General features: G+C 39.7%; 17 protein-coding genes. 1 reads left to right on the plus strand and 16 read right to left on the minus strand.

Annotated features, from left to right (window positions below):
• Nucleotides 1-225: 225 nt before the first annotated feature.
• Nucleotides 226-870, minus strand: coding sequence for a TetR/AcrR family transcriptional regulator C-terminal domain-containing protein (locus AWM73_RS04810; RefSeq protein WP_060778321.1), 645 nt, complete (start codon nt 868-870; stop codon nt 226-228).
• Nucleotides 871-1,081: 211 nt separating this feature from the next.
• Here AWM73_RS04810 and AWM73_RS04815 point away from each other — a divergent pair, with 211 nt between their 5' ends.
• On the plus strand, nt 1,082-2,725 hold the full coding sequence (locus tag AWM73_RS04815; RefSeq protein WP_060778322.1) for an FMN-binding protein: 1,644 nt from the start codon (nt 1,082-1,084) through the stop codon (nt 2,723-2,725).
• 101 nt (nt 2,726-2,826) lie between these two features.
• Here AWM73_RS04815 and AWM73_RS04820 read toward each other — a convergent pair whose 3' ends face one another.
• From AWM73_RS04820 to sctE, 15 genes are all read right to left on the minus strand, one after another.
• Nucleotides 2,827-3,261, minus strand: coding sequence for a ribonuclease HI family protein (locus AWM73_RS04820; RefSeq protein ID WP_060778323.1), 435 nt, complete (start codon nt 3,259-3,261; stop codon nt 2,827-2,829).
• Nucleotides 3,242-4,189 (minus strand): hypothetical protein, encoded by a 948-nt coding sequence (locus AWM73_RS04825; protein ID WP_060778324.1) that lies wholly within the window; start codon nt 4,187-4,189, stop codon nt 3,242-3,244. Before AWM73_RS04825 ends, AWM73_RS04820 begins: the two co-directional genes overlap by 20 nt.
• Before the next feature lie 130 nt (nt 4,190-4,319).
• Nucleotides 4,320-5,129: an acetyl-CoA carboxylase carboxyltransferase subunit alpha gene (accA, locus tag AWM73_RS04830; RefSeq protein WP_060778325.1), complete on the minus strand. Its 810-nt coding sequence runs from the start codon at nt 5,127-5,129 to the stop codon at nt 4,320-4,322.
• Nucleotides 5,119-6,000, minus strand: coding sequence for an acetyl-CoA carboxylase, carboxyltransferase subunit beta (accD, locus tag AWM73_RS04835; RefSeq protein ID WP_060778326.1), 882 nt, complete (start codon nt 5,998-6,000; stop codon nt 5,119-5,121). The genes accA and accD overlap by 11 nt, the downstream gene beginning before the upstream one ends.
• Nucleotides 6,001-6,012: 12 nt before the next feature.
• Nucleotides 6,013-7,416, minus strand: coding sequence for an acetyl-CoA carboxylase biotin carboxylase subunit (gene accC / locus AWM73_RS04840; protein WP_060778327.1), 1,404 nt, complete (start codon nt 7,414-7,416; stop codon nt 6,013-6,015).
• A 12-nt stretch (nt 7,417-7,428) separates the two neighbouring features.
• A complete protein-coding gene (gene fabZ, locus AWM73_RS04845; RefSeq protein ID WP_060778328.1) occupies nt 7,429-7,887 on the minus strand; it encodes a 3-hydroxyacyl-ACP dehydratase FabZ in 459 nt (152 codons plus the stop codon).
• 101 nt (nt 7,888-7,988) lie between these two features.
• On the minus strand, nt 7,989-8,471 hold the full coding sequence (gene accB / locus AWM73_RS04850; protein ID WP_060778329.1) for an acetyl-CoA carboxylase biotin carboxyl carrier protein: 483 nt from the start codon (nt 8,469-8,471) through the stop codon (nt 7,989-7,991).
• A complete protein-coding gene (gene fabF / locus AWM73_RS04855) occupies nt 8,471-9,715 on the minus strand; it encodes a beta-ketoacyl-ACP synthase II (RefSeq protein WP_060778330.1) in 1,245 nt (414 codons plus the stop codon). Before fabF ends, accB begins: the two co-directional genes overlap by 1 nt.
• Nucleotides 9,716-9,748: 33 nt before the next feature.
• On the minus strand, nt 9,749-10,480 hold the full coding sequence (fabG, locus tag AWM73_RS04860; protein ID WP_060778331.1) for a 3-oxoacyl-[acyl-carrier-protein] reductase: 732 nt from the start codon (nt 10,478-10,480) through the stop codon (nt 9,749-9,751).
• Nucleotide 10,481: 1 nt separating this feature from the next.
• Nucleotides 10,482-11,426, minus strand: a complete 945-nt coding sequence (fabD, locus tag AWM73_RS04865; RefSeq protein ID WP_060778332.1) for an ACP S-malonyltransferase — start codon at nt 11,424-11,426, stop codon at nt 10,482-10,484.
• A 104-nt stretch (nt 11,427-11,530) separates the two neighbouring features.
• A complete protein-coding gene (gene fabK / locus AWM73_RS04870) occupies nt 11,531-12,463 on the minus strand; it encodes an enoyl-[acyl-carrier-protein] reductase FabK (RefSeq protein ID WP_060778333.1) in 933 nt (310 codons plus the stop codon).
• Between the two features lie 62 nt (nt 12,464-12,525).
• Complete coding sequence (locus AWM73_RS04875; protein ID WP_013668481.1) at nt 12,526-12,753, minus strand: acyl carrier protein; 228 nt, start codon at nt 12,751-12,753, stop codon at nt 12,526-12,528.
• Nucleotides 12,754-12,806: 53 nt separating this feature from the next.
• Nucleotides 12,807-13,775, minus strand: a complete 969-nt coding sequence (locus tag AWM73_RS04880; RefSeq protein WP_060778334.1) for a beta-ketoacyl-ACP synthase III — start codon at nt 13,773-13,775, stop codon at nt 12,807-12,809.
• Between the two features lie 240 nt (nt 13,776-14,015).
• Complete coding sequence (locus AWM73_RS04885; RefSeq protein ID WP_060778335.1) at nt 14,016-14,378, minus strand: DUF2187 domain-containing protein; 363 nt, start codon at nt 14,376-14,378, stop codon at nt 14,016-14,018.
• Between the two features lie 251 nt (nt 14,379-14,629).
• Nucleotides 14,630-15,682, minus strand: a complete 1,053-nt coding sequence (gene sctE, locus AWM73_RS04890; protein ID WP_060778336.1) for a type III secretion system translocon subunit SctE — start codon at nt 15,680-15,682, stop codon at nt 14,630-14,632.
• Nucleotides 15,683-15,885: the final 203 nt, after the last annotated feature.

Below are 15,885 nucleotides of genomic sequence, written 5' to 3' on the forward strand. Positions count from 1 at the left end.
AAAAAATTAGTCACACTACTTATGCTTAGTTTAGCATGTATTTATAGATTTGTACCGTCCAATCTAGCAGGCCTATTTTATCTGTTTTCCAAGCGAAGAAAAGACCAGACTAAAATGTAGTGCCCCCCAAAAGTTGAATTCTTGGTCCAACTTTTGGGGGGCACTACACAAAGGCCACCTCTCTACAAATATAAAGCCCAACTTATTAGGGGCACCATAAAATATTTACTTGCTTTTGAGGTAGTCCGGTCGTTCAGAGACTTCTAGCTGAACATCATTTAAAATCTTTTGAATTTTTTCTTTAGTGATGTATAGGCGACTGACCATGTCAGAATCTTGAAACATTTCTAAAACCGCCCCAGGCGCATTCCTGAGTTCCCATTGAGTAATCTCGATCATTGGAATCCGCATATCTTCCTTTACCCAACGACTGATCATCTCCAAACATCCCGCTGAAGCAAAAGAAAAAGCATAGAGATCTTCAGTAGACACATAGTCACTGCCACTGGCTGCTTGTTTCATTTTAATTAGCCACTGATAAAAATTTTCAAAAATGAAATGTGAAAAGGAATTTTGTCCTACTGTTTTAAAGGCTTCCTGGTAATAAAGCGGATCCTTAGCAACAATATAATAATATTCAGCCACTGACCTGGCATAGAACTCTAAACTCTTTTCATAGGGTGAACTATTCTCAGCCAATTCTCTGACAAAATAATAATTCATCACATCATACTTATCATGAAAACGGCGGTAAAAAGTTGACCGAGCAACGCCGGCTTCTTTTAATATATCTTCAACAACAATATGATCAAAACCCTTTTCAACCATTAAATAACGAAAAGCATTGGTAATTCGATTCTTAATTTTCATTGACGGACTCTCCCCTCACTAGCCTTTATTTTATAAGTAAGCTCTCATAAAAACAAAGGAAATATTTTGTATCGCTAAGAAGTAATCCCTTTATGATAAATTATAAGTAAACTAAAGAATTAGGGGGCAAGGATTCATAGATATTGTGAAAAAATAGATAAGTAGTGATTTTCATGATTAAAATCATAATTTAAGAAAAGGAGAATCGATTATGGCTAAATATAAAGCAGGAGTTTATTCTGGTGATGCCCAGGGCTTTGCTGGGCCACTAAAGGTTAATGTTACAGTCAATGAAGAGGCTATTGAAAAAATTGATGTCATTATTCAAAAAGAAACGCCTAATGTTGGCGGCAAAGCACTTCCTATTCTTATCGAGCGTGCTCTAGAAAATAATTCTGTGGATATTGATGGGGTTTCCGGGGCTTCAGGAACAACTAAGGCCTTTAAAAAAGCAGTGGGCAAGGCCCTAAACCGGGCACAGGGCATTGAGGAAAAAGAAATTAGCTATACGCCAGGAACCTATGCTGGTGAAGCCAAGGGATTCTCAGCCCACATTCAAGTTAATGTTACTGTTTCAAAAGATACGATTGAAAACATTGAAGTTACCCAACAATATGATACAGCTGAAATTGGCGGGAGAGCCATGCCAATAGTCATTAAACGGATTCTTGAGGCGAATTCAACAGAAGTTGATGGCGTTTCTGGGGCTTCCCTCTCCTCAAACGGGATTAAAAATGCCGTGAACTTTGCCTTAGAAGTTGCTAGTGGCCAACGCGAACCTTTAGCTAAATACAAGGCAGGTAAGTATACTTCTGAAAGTGATGACATGCGCGTGACCATGACTTTCTCCAAAAACGCCATTGAAGACCTTCAGTATGACTTAACTAGCGATAAATTGGTGGACCAAAAACCGGCTATTGATAAAATGCGCCAACAAATCCTTGATCTGCAAGAGTTTGAATTTGACTCGATTTCAGGAGCTAGTCAATCGAGCCAACAGATGCGTCAAAATACCATGCATATCTTAACCGACGCTTCGGATATCACTTATGAAGACCGCCTATCTGAATCCCCTATCAAAGATGAAATGCGGGTAAACTTTAAAAATGGTAGTTTGACCCTCGAACAAATTAACGCTATTTTGAATGCCATTGGGGAAGAACTGATCTTTGTTGGACCAGACTTACGTTTCCAGTACTTTAACGAAGATGCTAAGACATATACCTATTCAACTTCTCACCTAGGCGAGTTGTACACTGACTGCCACCCACCACAAGCCCGTGGTGTTTCCAGAAAACTAGCCTATGAATTAGCAACCAGACAAAGAAAAAGTTATTCATTCTGGTATGTCGACGGCAATGGTGATAAATTATTTATTACCTACCAGGCCTTGTTTGATAGTCAAGGAAAATACATTGGTTTATTAGGTTGGACCTATAATGGACAAGGTATCCTTGATACCATCGATGAACCTGTTCGTCGCGGCAGCTTTGGCGACCCAAATATTCCAAACAAATTATTAAATGAAACGGAAGAAGAATTAGAAGAGTACTATGCAACTAAGGTTGAAAATGACCCTGGCCGCGATTACACGGTAAGAGAATTAAAACGCTTAGATCGGGTGGCGGCTATGGACGGCGAAAATCTTGATAGCATGTCAAGCCCAACTGTCAAGAAGAGTGGCAAAGATGAGGAAGCCAAGGCAAGTCCTAACGAAGACACTATCTCTAGTGCCTCCTTAAAAGAAGATGAAGTCCAAGCTGGAAAAGCAGAAATTGAAGAAAATCAAAGCAATGATAAAGAAAATGACGATAAGCAAACCGACACTAATTCCTCACCTTCAACCCTTTATTAAACTCATTTTACGCGACTAGGAACAAATCAAAAGGCGACTGGGAAATCTATTCCTGGCCGCCTTTTGATTTGTTAAGAGTTTAGCACTTATGTCAAGCATTATCATTTTACTGCAAGATATTTAATTTGCTGTTTTTGGTCTCTAGACTGGCGCATGGCTTGTCGGGCCAAATGGTCAGCTCCCTTGGTTTGGCTTTCAGGCACCCAGACTAAATTGAAATTTGCAAATTTATCTATTTGCTTTAAGCAAACTTTTAGCAAAGTCTTGTAGGGATCGCGCTTGTGATACTGTTTATTCACCGAATCTACCACAATACGGCTGTCACTTTGACAAAGAATCCACTCCGTCTCTCTCCCCTTCTTGAGCAGAGCATTTAAGGCATAGTGTAAGGCGTAAAACTCAGCCAAATGATTATCCATTCTCTCCGTCAAGCTATGTTTTAATTGGTATTGCTCACCATTTTCGAGCCATACACAACCTATACCAGCGTCCCCTGTCTCTACATCAACAGATGCATCAATGGTTAAGCGGATCATTTTGACCTCCAATGCCGTCATAAATTAAATTTCGGATTGTCCGAATTTTTTGATATTTCATATCATTCACTGCCTTAAGATGTCCCATGGTTTCTGTTAAACCCTTAAGTACCTCTTTGACTTCCATGTTTAAAGTATCAAAAAAAGGGTAAACAGCACAATAAAAGAGTAACCACTCTTGGTGCATAATTTCCATCAAAAATGGATCATCTTGATAAGTATCATCGATATAATCAACACCAACTTTAAAATCTGGCTCTTCTGTGGCTAATTTTAAATCAGAAAAATCAACTAAGCGTTTTTCTCCTTGCCAGTCCCTTAAATAATAAGAACCCTTTTCATGGTTTTCTACCAAAAGATGGATTAAGTCCGTTTGAAAAATAAGATGAATTCGTTTGGATTGAAGAAGAATATAAATCAACTCTTTCGCTTCATCAAAGGGTAAGCTCTGTAAGTTTTGATAGATCAAAGTCTGTTCTTTAGCATTTAATAAGTCAGTACTCATTATTTTCTCAGCGAATTCCTCAGGGGAAATAGGTAAGTCATCAGCTAGAGGCGAAAAATCAGCGGATGTCAAAAGATCTAAAAATTCATAAGGAATTTTACTAGCCTTTTCATTATTATAAGCCTCTTCTAACCCACTATAGCTATCCGCCAGAGCCTCAAAATATTGAATCCAATTATTGGTTGCATTGATACAATCTTGCTTAATAATTATCTCATCAAAAAGATCGATAGCTTCCTGGTAGCAGGCTTTTTCACAAAAAACTTCTAAAGCTGATTCTTGCAGGTTAGTCAATGTATTAGCAATTTGTCGCGCTTGGTAAAAGAGATCGACCGCATCGTTATTGCGGTCGTCGAGATAAGCATCTACAGCTAGGCGTAAATACCGTTGTTCTTGTTTAGGAAATGATAGGGATTCCCCCATACGATTACCTCTTTCCGAGACTAAAAAATAGACCATATACAGTCCTAAAGCTCATTCATCATTGTAACAAATTATAAAAGTAAAAAACAGACGAATTTTCGCCTGTTTTTTCTTACTTAATTATTTAGATTTAAAATTTTCTAAAGCGATCATAACGTTCTTGAACTAGTACCTCTCTGTCAATAGCTTGCCATGCGCTTAATTGTTTTTCTAATTCCAGGCGGATGTTTTGAATAATGGCCTGCCAAGATAAATGTTCTTCCCCTTCAAAGACAGGAATCATCTTATCGATCACTTCATTTTCTAATAAATCATAGGCAGTCATTTTCATGACTTCGCAAGCTTCATCTCGTCGGCTAGCATCGCGCCAGAGAATGGATGCAAAGCCTTCTGGACTAAGGATTGAATACATGGCATCTTCTAACATCCAAACCTGATTGGTTGAAGCTAAAGCGAGAGCCCCACCAGAACCGCCCTCTCCCATTAAGATAGCGATACTTGGGACTTTAAGGCTGGCCAAAGTTTGAATAGATTTGGCGATTGATTCACCAATTCCCCGGTCTTCGGCTTCAATATCACAAAATGCTCCTGCAGTATTAATAAGAGTAATAATGGGTCGGTTGAACTTTTCAGCCTGTTTAAACAAACGCACGGCCTTACGATAACCTTCCGCATGAGGGGAACCAAAATTAGCCGTAATATTTTCCTCAACATCATGTCCCTTTTGGGTGCCGACAAAGCTAACCGCTTGACCATTGATTTGTCCAATCCCCCCGCATATAGCCCCATCATCGCCATATTTGCGGTCACCATGAAGTTCATAAAATTTATGATCATCTGCTAAAGCAGTAAACATTTCCCGTGCTGTGGGACGGTCGGATGAACGTGCTTCAGTTAAAATTTCCTTAGCTAAGAAATTTCTTTTAATACTAGTAGTCATGAATATCCCCTTCCCGACTATTAAGTAAGAGTAGATCAGCTATCTCATCTCGCAATTGCTGACGGGGGACAATTCGGTCGACAAAACCATGTTCCAATTGATGCTCTGCCGTTTGAAAGCCTTCTTCAATCTTTTGATGGATAGTTTGCTCAATAACTCGTTTGCCCGCAAACCCTATAGTCGCTCCAGGTTCAGCAATAATGATATCACCTTGCATAGCGAAACTAGCCGTAACACCGCCCGTAGTTGGATCGGTTAATACAGTGAGGTAAAATAAGCCCGCTTGACTATGCCGTTCGACGGCGATTGATATTTTAGTCATTTGCATCAGAGAAATGATTCCCTCCTGCATCCGGGCTCCACCACTGGCCGTAAAAAGCAAGACGGGTAAAGCATGTTCTTTGGCATATTCAAACAAACGCGTAATTTTTTCCCCAACTATACTACCCATTGACCCCATCATAAAGAAAGGGTTCATAATTCCTAAGGCAAGTGGTTGACCTTTAATTTTTGCAAGCCCACAAGTGACCGCTTCGTCATAACCCGTTCGTTCTTGATTGGAGCGCTTTTTAGCTTCATAGTCAGGGAAATCAATTGGATTAGTCATTTCATCTTGGTAAAAAAGTTCTTCTTCTAGCTGACCATGATCACAAATTAATTGAATGCGTTGCTTAGGAGAAATCCGGAAATGATAAGAGCATTGTGGGCAAATCTTAGTCTCAGCCAAATCAGCACTTAAAACGGTTTGCTTACAATCAGGACATTTCTGCCACATCCCATCAGGAATATGGGGTTTATGAGTCTGATCCTTTTCATTTTTGCTTTCTTTTTCGGGTACACTTAAATATTTTCTTCGTCTTAACAGCCGCACAAGGCTCACCTCCTAGACTTTTTCTTGCCTATCTTCTTCACTAGCCTCCGCTTGAACTTCGGCCAACCATTGAGGAAGAAATTGACTTTCCAGGTATTCATTATTATAATTTCCTAGCTGAAAGGCAGGAGCAGCCAACAAATCATAGAGAAATTGTTGGTTAGTATTGACACCCTCAATGCATAATTCTTCTAAAGCCCGCTTCATTCTTAATAAGGCTGACTGGCGGTCATCTCCATAAGCAATAACCTTAGCAATCATACTATCGTAAAAGGCGGGTAAAGCGCTGCCAGATAGGATCGCTGAGTCGACCCTTAAGCCTAAACCTCCAAGCGGCCAATGGATAAAATCAAATCTGCCCATCGAAGGGAGAAAGTTCTTTTCGGGTTGTTCAGCATTAATCCGACATTCGATGGCATGTCCTGAAAAATGGACATCACTTTGTTGATAAGACAAGTCGTAACCATAAGCCACTCGAATTTGTTCAGCCACAATGTCAATACCAGTGACTAATTCAGTAATAGGATGTTCCACTTGAATCCTGGTATTCATTTCCATAAAATAAAAGTTTTCATCGTCATCAACTAAAAATTCAATGGTTCCCGCCCCTGTATATTGAACATTTTCTCCGGCACGTACAGCCGCTTGGCAAATGGCTTGGCGGGTTTTATCACTGATAAAGGGACTTGGGGTTTCTTCAAGCACTTTTTGATGGTTCCTTTGCAAGGAACATTCACGTTCTCCCAAATGGATAACATGACCATTCTGGTCAGCCAGAATCTGAACCTCAATATGATGGGCTGGGTGAATCACCTTTTCTAGGTACAACCTGGCATCGTTAAAGCCTTGTTGGGCTTCACGACTAGCTTCATCAAATTGTTTTTGTAAGTCTTCGGGGCAATCAACCTGACGCATCCCCTTACCACCACCACCTGAAGTGGCTTTCAGTAAAACGGGATAGCCTACTCGATCGGCTTCAGCTAAACCTTCACTAGCACTGTGAATGAAATCCTTAGAGCCAGGAATAACTGGGACATTAGCTGCCATCATCGTTTGTCTGGCGTGTTGTTTGTCACCCATTTTGTCAATGACTTCAGCACTAGGCCCGATAAAAGTGATATTCATTTCTTGACAGAGCCTGGCAAATTTACTATTTTCTGAGAGAAAACCAAAACCTGGATGAATAGCTTCAGCATTAGTTACGTATGCTGCAGATAGAATTGCTTGCATATCTAGGTAAGAGTCCTTAGATTGAGGTCCTCCTATGCAAACAGATTCATCTGCTAATTGCACATGTAAGGCATCTTTATCAGCAGTTGAATAAACCGCCACGGTATCAATGCCCATTTCTTTACAGGTTCTAATTACCCTAACCGCAATCTCACCCCGGTTAGCAATTAAAATTTTTGAAAACATAAGGCACCAGCTCTATTTCGCTTCTCCAACGGCAAAAGTCATTAAACAGGAAGAAACCACCTTACCATCTTCGCGACGGATTTCAGCCTTTGCGGTTCCTATCGATTTTTTCATCTTTAAAATATTGACTTCAACAGTCAAAACGTCACCTGGCACGACTTTTTGACGGAATTTTACCTTGTCTACAGCCGCTAGATAACCGGTCATTTTCTTGTCCTCAGTATTTAAGCCCTTAAGTAAGGCAATTGAACCGACTTGGGCCATTAATTCAACTTGAAGCACCCCTGGCATTACCGGTTCCCCTGGGAAATGCCCCACAAAGAAAGGTTCATTAATTGTCACATTTTTACGAGCAACAATTCGCTTGCCAACGTCAAGTTCGTAGACCGCATCCACTAAAAACATGGGGTAGCGGTTAGGAATAATATCCATGACTTCTTGGGCGCTTAAAATTGGTTCTTGATTTTCCATTTTTATTTCTCCTTTTATACTAGTAGTTGTTACCAACTAGGCAAAAAAGAATCTCTCCTTAAATTCTTTATCACGCCTATATGCTAAAACAGGAACAGCCTTTAGCTAATTTCAAAAAGCTTTTGGCCGTATTCAACCACATCACCATCATTAACAAAAATATTAGTAATTTCTCCTGAAGTGGTGGCGTGAATTTCATTCATTATTTTCATAGCTTCAATGATGCATAGACTTTGCCCTTTTTCAACATGGTCGCCAATTTTCACAAAGTTGTCTTTATCTGGAGCTGGTGCTAAATAAGCAACCCCGACCAGAGGACTTTCTACGATTTCCCCCTGAACTTCATCAGTTTGGCTGACTTGTTGATTAGCTTGGCTGCAAGCTTCGGTAGATTCTTGAGCTTGATCAGCAGGAGCAGGCTTTTCTGCTTTTGTAATAGCTGGCTGCGTTTCATTAGTAAACACTTGTGGTGCTTGCTCATTTTTAGAAAGGTGAAGCTTGAAATCGTCATCAACAAATTCAAATTCTCTTAGGCTTGATTGGTCAATTAAATGAATAAGTTCTTTAATTTCTTCAGGGGTCATTAGTCACTCACCTTTTTCATACATAAAACTGTGTTGTGGCCACCAAAACCGAGCGTATTGCTAATCGCTACATTGATTGCTTGTGAACGTCCTTCATTAGGTACATAGTCCAGATCACAATCAGGATCACTGACTTGATAATTTAGGGTTGCTGGGACATATGATTCTTCCATGCCCTTCAAGCAGGCAATGGCTTCAACTGCTCCAGCTGCTCCTAATAAGTGTCCTAGCGCTGATTTGGTTGAGGAGACCGGAATCTTGTGGGCTAATTCTTCACCAAAGGCTAACTTAATGGCCATAGTCTCAGCCCGGTCATTAGCTGGGGTTGAGGTCCCATGAGCATTAATATAGTCAACATCGTTCACAGATAAATCTGCTTCAGCTAAAGCTTGTTCAATAGCAGCTTTAGCTCCTAATCCTTCTGGGGTAGGCGCAGTAAGATGATAGGCATCAGAACTTTGACCATAGCCGACAATCTCACCGTAAATTTTTGCCCCCCGTTTTTGAGCACTTTCTAAACTTTCTAAGACTAACATGCCAGCACCTTCTCCCATAACAAAGCCATTACGTTCTTTATCAAAAGGAATGGAGGCACGATCAGGATCTGTGGAAAGGGATAAGGCCGTTAAATTGGCAAATCCAGCGATGGCGATCTCACAAATAGCGGATTCACCTCCACCGGCAAGCATATAGTCAGCATAGCCGTGTTTTATATAGCGGAAGGCCTCTCCAATAGCATTATTGGCTGAGGCACAAGCAGTAACCATGGTCAAGGCTGGGCCGTGTAGACCGAGTTGCATGGAAATGTTTGCGGCTCCCATATTGGAAATAGCCATTGGGACAAAGAGAGGGTTAACCCGTTTAGGACCGCGTTCAACTGATTTTTTTACCCCTCTTTCAATTTCTTGAACACCACCTATGCCGGTACCAAAATATACCCCAAAGCGTTCAGTGTTCATATTATGAGTATCTAAGCCAGCATCTTTGACTGCTTCCATAGAAGCGACCACCCCATAATGAGCATAGGGATCCATTCTTTTAACCGATTTACGATCAAGGTAGTCTTTGGGATTGAAGTTTTTAACCTCAGCTGCCAAAGTCACTCCTGTATCGCTGGCATCAAATTGTGTGATTGGAGCAAAGCCATGTTTGCCTGCCTTTAAATTTTTCCAAAAATCACTGACATTATTTCCAATTGGTGTTACCGCTCCTAAGCCCGTAACAACTACCCTTCTAGTATTCATTAAGTTCCTCCTTCACCCTTCTCAATCTTTCATTTATTCCATATATAAACCACCATTAACATTTAAAGTGGTTCCAGTGATGTATGGGTTCTTGACTAAGAAGTAAACGGCATCAGCAATATCTTCTACTCGCCCAAAATCCCCTAAAGGAATTTGCGCAATCATCTGCTCTTTAACCTTATCTGATAATTTATCCGTCATATCACTAGCGATAAAACCAGGGGCAACGGCATTGACCCGAATGCCGCGACTAGCTAATTCGCGCGCAGCCGTCTTAGTCATAGCTATCACACCTGCCTTAGCAGCAGCATAGTTAATTTGACCAGCATTACCTATTTGTCCAGATAAAGATGCAATGTTAATAATATTGCCGCTTTTTTGTTTTAACATCACTTTTGACACATGACGGATAAGGTTAAAGCAACCTTTTAGATTAACGTCAATTACTGCATCGAAATCAGCTTCCTTCATCCGCATGAGTAAGGTATCACGGGTAATCCCAGCATTATTAACTAATACGTCAATGTGAGCATACTCTTCTTTACAGCGGTTTATGATTGCTTGAGCTTGGTCAAAATCTTGGACTTCTGCTTTCAAATCAAGTACTTTAGCACCCCTTTCACTTAAGTCATCAAGATGATCTTGGCCGGATCCTGACCTGCTTACCAAGGCCAAATTGTAACCCTTATTGGCAAATTCTCTAGCTATAGCTGCTCCGATTCCACGGTTTCCGCCAGTAATGATGGCTGTTGGTTTTTCTGTCATTTTAATCTCCTTGTAAAATAGTCAATGCTTTATTTAATGTGGCTTCATCTTCAATATTTAAGGCTGTGACCGACTTATCGATTTGCCGGGTAAAGCTGGTGAGTGTTTTTCCAGGTCCAATCTCTATAAAGGTATCTACACCTGCTTGAATGAGGTAATCAATCGAATCCGACCATTTGACCGGTGATTGGATTTGTTGAAGTAAATCTTGCTTAATCTCTCCATCTTCATGAACTTGCCCACTTGTGTTAGCGACAACTGGAATGTCTTGAGGTGAAAACTCCACATCTTTAAGTACTTGGGCTAATCGTAGAGAGGCAGGATGCATCAGCTGGGTGTGAAAGGGCCCGGAAACCTTTAGAGGAATTAAGCGCTTAGCACCCGCTTCCTTCAATTCATCCGCAGCGAGGTCGACTAAATCACTATTTCCGCCAATGACAATTTGTTTGGGAGAGTTATAATTCGTCGGATAGACATAGCCAGGATGAAGGTTCATAATATTTTCACAGACCCTCTCAATCAACTTACGGTCAGTTTTCATGACAGCTAGCATTTTTCCTTCACCGGGAGCGACTGCCTGACTCATATATAAGCCTCGTTTTCTCAATAGTTTTAACCCGTCAACAAATGAAAAGACACTGCTATAAGCTAAGGCAGTATATTCCCCTAAACTTAATCCAGCCAAATAGGCAGGAGTCTTAGGAAATAATTTTTTCCAGACGGCTAGAATAGCTAATGAGACTGTATAGATGGCAGCTTGGGTATACTCTGTTTGATTGAGCAGGTCATTTTCTTCAAAGCACATGGTTTTTAAATCGTAGCCAAGAACTTTCTCAGCCGTTTCAAAATATGGCTCCATGACTTCAGCATGATGTTCAAATAAATCTTTGCCCATCCCAGAATACTGTGCCCCTTGGCCAGAAAAAAGATATGCAATTTTTTTCATTCTTTGCCCTTTCCTTGTTAAGATTTTAATTTTTATCATTAAATAAAGTAATTAGGGTAAAAAAAAGCAGTGAAAAAATATTTTCTTCACTGCATCCTATTTAATTATAACCATTCGCTAGCTTTTTCTCTGATGGTTGCCTGGCATACATCCATATAGGATTGGAGTATTTCCTGGCAGCTCTCTTCTTTATTAATTAAGCCAGCAATCTGACCAGCCATCAGGGAACTATTTTGGGTATCCCCTTCTACAACAGCTCGCCGTAAAGCTCCTCTTCCCAAAGCCTCTAAGCGCTCCCAGTCAGGATTTTCCTTACCTGCTTCAATTCGCTCAACTCGCAAATACTCTTTGGTCAAACGATTGCGCAGGACCCGCACTGGATGACCTGTAGCTTCTCCTGTTGTGACGGTATCAATATCCTTAGCTTTAATAATCTTTTCCTTAAAATTAGGGTGGGCATTGGATTCCTTAGCACAAACAAAGCGCGTACCCACTTGAATCCCACAGGCACCAAGCATCAATGCTGCTGCCATCCCCCGGCCATCACCGATTCCTCCTGCAGCGATTACGGGAATATTAACCGCATCGACTACTTGGGGAAGTAAAGCCATGGTTGTGGTTTTGCCCACATGTCCACCAGATTCCGTCCCTTCGACAACCACTGCATCAACGCCTTCTTTTTCCATCCGTCGAGCAAGTGCTACGGAAGCAACAACTGGGATAACCTTAATATTTGCTTCACGAAATTGCTTCATAAAGCGCCCAGGTGATCCTGCTCCAGTAGTGACTGTTGAAATACCCGATTGACATAGGTAGTCAACAACTTCTTCAACATGTGGATTGAGTAGCATCACATTAATTGCAAAAGGCTTATCTGTTTTTGCTTTCATGGTTTCGACTTTTTCTCGCACCACTTCAACAGGATCATTCCCCGTCCCTACAACTCCTAAACCACCAGCATTTGAAACGGCAGATGCCAGATCTGGATCTGCTACCCAAGCCATGGCTCCTTGAATAATAGGATATTTAACTCCCATTTGCTTCCATAGATTGTTCAAAGCTATTCACTTCCTTCATTATCCCAATACATTAGTAAGGATTATTTATTGTTGTCAACAAAGTCAACTAGGTCTTGGACTGTTTCCATATTCAATTCATCTTCATCGATAGTGACATCAAATTCGTCCTCAATATCATTGATAATTTGGAATAAATCTAAGCTATCAGCATCTAAATCAGATTGAAATTTAGTTTCAGGAGTAACCTCTTCCTTATCTAAATCTAACTGGTCACAAATTAATTCTTGAATTTTTTCAAATGTACTCATTATATTTCCTCCATTTATTTTTATAGTCTCTTTCTCAATACTAACATTGTCGCTCAACAATTGACAATACAAGTCCCCCAAGTCAGGCCACCACCAAAAGCTGATAATAGTACTTTCTGACTGCCATCCAATTTAAGGGCTCCTGATTTCCGTAAATCATTCAAAACAAGGGCTACCGATGCAGCGGAAGTATTCCCATAATTTTGAATATTTTGGACCAGGCGCTCCTCTGGTATTTTAAGCTTACGCTGGAAAACTTTTAATATTCTTGCATTTGCCTGATGTAAAGCAAAATAGTCAATATCATTAATAGTCAGATTGGCAGATTTCAAAACCGCTTCTATTTGCTTTGGCACTTGCCGAGTAGCAAAGTCATAAACTTGCCTGCCCTTCATCTTTAAACTAGGATCTTGGTAATAAGAATCAGAACTGACTGATCGAGCTAGACTAGTGCCTCCAGCAACAATCGCTGCTCCTTGACTGCCATCACAAGCGAGTGATTCTTGGATAATAGCTGAATGGCCATTTGCTTGAACCAGAATAGCTCCGGCAGCATCACCAAACAAAACACAAGTTGATCGGTCTTTCCAATTCATGAGATTGGTCATTTTCTCCGCGCCAATGACTATGGCATAACCATTTTGGTAATAAGCCTCTAATTTATCAGCTAGGGAGAAAGCTTGAACAAATCCACTACAGGCAGCTGAAATATCAAAGCAGACCGCCTTAGTAGCCCCTATTTTAGCTTGAACTTGACTAGCAATACTTGGTGAAGAATGCTCTTGTGACATACTAGCAACAATTATTAAGCCAATTTCTTTAGGAGAAATATTAGTTTTATCTACTAATTTTTGGGCAGCTGCTTGAGCCAATGAAATACAAGTTTCCTCAAGGGCAACATAACGTTGCTTAATCCCCGTTCTTTTGCTTATCCATTCGTCACTAGTATCTACGAACTGTTCTAAGTCCTCATTCGGCATAACTTTCCGCGGTAAGGCGGATACCGTTTCAACTATTTTCATAGCAATCACATCATTCTTAATTTTTATATTTAAGTTAATCAAAGATCAACATGTATTGATAATAAGCTATACAAATTTAATTGTCAAACCTTTTTCGCTATTTTATCAGCAATACTATTTAATTTGTTGGCAATTATCATTTATTTTTGTATGTAATAAACCTTATATTAGAAAGGTTTTCTAAAAAACATATAAAAAAAGAGAAATCAAATTGATTTCCCCCAAAAATAGCTTTTATTATTATTTGTCATCTTCATTAGAAGCTATCGATACATATTCTTCAATGTCTTTAAAATTGACTACAGTTCTTTCTTCAAGGATATCTCTAGCTGGACGACTTGACTGACTCCAATCAATTTTTAAAATGGCAGAGTTAGTAAGAAGCTTTTCGATTTCTCCAATAATTGTATAGGTTCTGAATTGAAACTTGACAACATCACCTATATTAGGCCGAATAGATTCCTTAATAGTATCAATGATTTCATTTGCCTGTTCATAAGGCATATCTAATAAATTAGCTATCCGTGAATTACTGGTTCCTCGTCGAAGTTCAGTTTCCACTAGTGACTGCATTTCCGCCGTTATCTTTGGTTTACGACCCATACGCTCGTCTCTCCCATCTAATACAAGCTGGCTGGCTATGAAATTAAATATATGAATAATATTAACATACTATCGATTGCGGCACAATTTATAGCTGTTAATTCATTAAGCATAAGCCATCTTTAATTAACAAAACCAGCTTAAATGCTTACTATTTAAAACAGATCACCATCCCTCTAATAATAAAGGAGTAGTGATCTGTTAGTTGTTAATATAATTTTATTCTAAGGACATGGTGCCTTTAGATCGAATTACATATTAGTTTCATCAACTTTACCAGTAACTGATTTAGTACCTAATAAGCCACCAAGGCATGATAGGACACAGCCTAATAAGACACCAACAAATGCCCAGATTGAGCCTTGTGAGATGCCATCTGAAACATCATCAGCATCTTGACGTAATTGTTGAATATTGCTGTCAAGTTCTTGTTGGGTACTTTGAATGGCATTATTAGCATTTTCAATTTGGTTACGTGCTTCATTAGCAGCTTGGTTATAACCATCAATAATATTTTGAGTAGTTTCTTCAGCTTCTTGTTGAGTTAAATCAGTGTTAGAAGCAATGGCGTTAGAAACAGCCTCTTGGTCTACGTTTTCTGAAATATTGTCAACCCGGCTGGTTAATGAATCTGCCAAGTCATTAAATACTTGTTCAGAATTTTGTGGATTAACGACAACTTCACGAGCTGCGTTAGCAATATCATTTACCGCGCCATTTAATTGGTCAGATAAATATTCTGGTTGTAATTCACGAATATCAGTATCTCTTAAGACTTCTTGAACGTCTTGGTTAAGATTTTGAATATCTTGATCGTTTACATCAATGTTGTTTGCTAAAGCATTTACGCCTTCACTTACAGCATCTCCAGCGTTTGAAGCAACACTTGTTACAGCGTCACCAGCAACACTAGCAGTTTGACCAATAACATTACCTGCAAAGCCTAGAACAGAAGCAACAATTTGTCCTAATAAGACAACTGTTACGACTAGGGAAATTGCCCATGATAAAAAACCATGGACTGCGCCTACTCGACGTGCAGTTACACCAGCAACAAAGCCTGATCCTAAAAATGATAGTGCTAATGAAATAACTGACCAGACCATAACACCGGTACCGACACCATCAAGCGGATTTTGTGCACTCGGTTGGATCATACCAAATCCAATGGCATTTCCAATTAAGGAAAAAGTAATTAATAAAGCAATAAAAGTTACTAGGCCAGCAAATACAGCTCCCCAGGATAAGTTGTACCCGGCTTCTGCATCGTTAGCACCTAGATAGGTTCTAAAACGATTTCTCATAAAATCACTCCTTTTAAAATAATATATAATATTGTATTAAACAAAGCAAGCAAAAGCCCTTGAAATAACTAATATTCATACAATCGATTGAAAATATTGTATTATCATTTCTAAATATCTATAAAAAGTTTAAAAACCGCCTAGCAAATATATTTATTATTTACCGACAAAGAATAAAGGCCAGATAAAAAATCTAGCCTTCT

The sequence above is a fragment of the Aerococcus urinae genome (genome assembly GCF_001543175.1).
In the GTDB taxonomy this organism is placed as follows: Bacteria; Bacillota; Bacilli; order Lactobacillales; family Aerococcaceae; genus Aerococcus; species Aerococcus urinae.

Excerpts from the sequence above, each read along its gene's own strand:
- sctE (WP_060778336.1), bottom strand. The coding sequence starts at position 15,682 with ATGAGAAATCGTTTTAGAACCTATCTAGGTGCTAACGATGCAGAAGCC.
- AWM73_RS04810 (WP_060778321.1), bottom strand. The coding sequence starts at position 870 with ATGAAAATTAAGAATCGAATTACCAATGCTTTTCGTTATTTAATGGTT.
- AWM73_RS04885 (WP_060778335.1), bottom strand. The coding sequence starts at position 14,378 with ATGGGTCGTAAACCAAAGATAACGGCGGAAATGCAGTCACTAGTGGAA.
- AWM73_RS04825 (WP_060778324.1), bottom strand. The coding sequence starts at position 4,189 with ATGGGGGAATCCCTATCATTTCCTAAACAAGAACAACGGTATTTACGC.
- fabF (WP_060778330.1), bottom strand. The coding sequence starts at position 9,715 with ATGAATACTAGAAGGGTAGTTGTTACGGGCTTAGGAGCGGTAACACCA.
- accC (WP_060778327.1), bottom strand. The coding sequence starts at position 7,416 with ATGTTTTCAAAAATTTTAATTGCTAACCGGGGTGAGATTGCGGTTAGG.
- accA (WP_060778325.1), bottom strand. The coding sequence starts at position 5,129 with ATGACTACTAGTATTAAAAGAAATTTCTTAGCTAAGGAAATTTTAACT.
- AWM73_RS04880 (WP_060778334.1), bottom strand. The coding sequence starts at position 13,775 with ATGAAAATAGTTGAAACGGTATCCGCCTTACCGCGGAAAGTTATGCCG.
- AWM73_RS04820 (WP_060778323.1), bottom strand. The coding sequence starts at position 3,261 with ATGATCCGCTTAACCATTGATGCATCTGTTGATGTAGAGACAGGGGAC.
- fabZ (WP_060778328.1), bottom strand. The coding sequence starts at position 7,887 with ATGGAAAATCAAGAACCAATTTTAAGCGCCCAAGAAGTCATGGATATT.
- fabK (WP_060778333.1), bottom strand. The coding sequence starts at position 12,463 with ATGGGAGTTAAATATCCTATTATTCAAGGAGCCATGGCTTGGGTAGCA.
- fabD (WP_060778332.1), bottom strand. The coding sequence starts at position 11,426 with ATGAAAAAAATTGCATATCTTTTTTCTGGCCAAGGGGCACAGTATTCT.
- AWM73_RS04815 (WP_060778322.1), top strand. The coding sequence starts at position 1,082 with ATGGCTAAATATAAAGCAGGAGTTTATTCTGGTGATGCCCAGGGCTTT.
- fabG (WP_060778331.1), bottom strand. The coding sequence starts at position 10,480 with ATGACAGAAAAACCAACAGCCATCATTACTGGCGGAAACCGTGGAATC.
- accB (WP_060778329.1), bottom strand. The coding sequence starts at position 8,471 with ATGACCCCTGAAGAAATTAAAGAACTTATTCATTTAATTGACCAATCA.
- AWM73_RS04875 (WP_013668481.1), bottom strand. The coding sequence starts at position 12,753 with ATGAGTACATTTGAAAAAATTCAAGAATTAATTTGTGACCAGTTAGAT.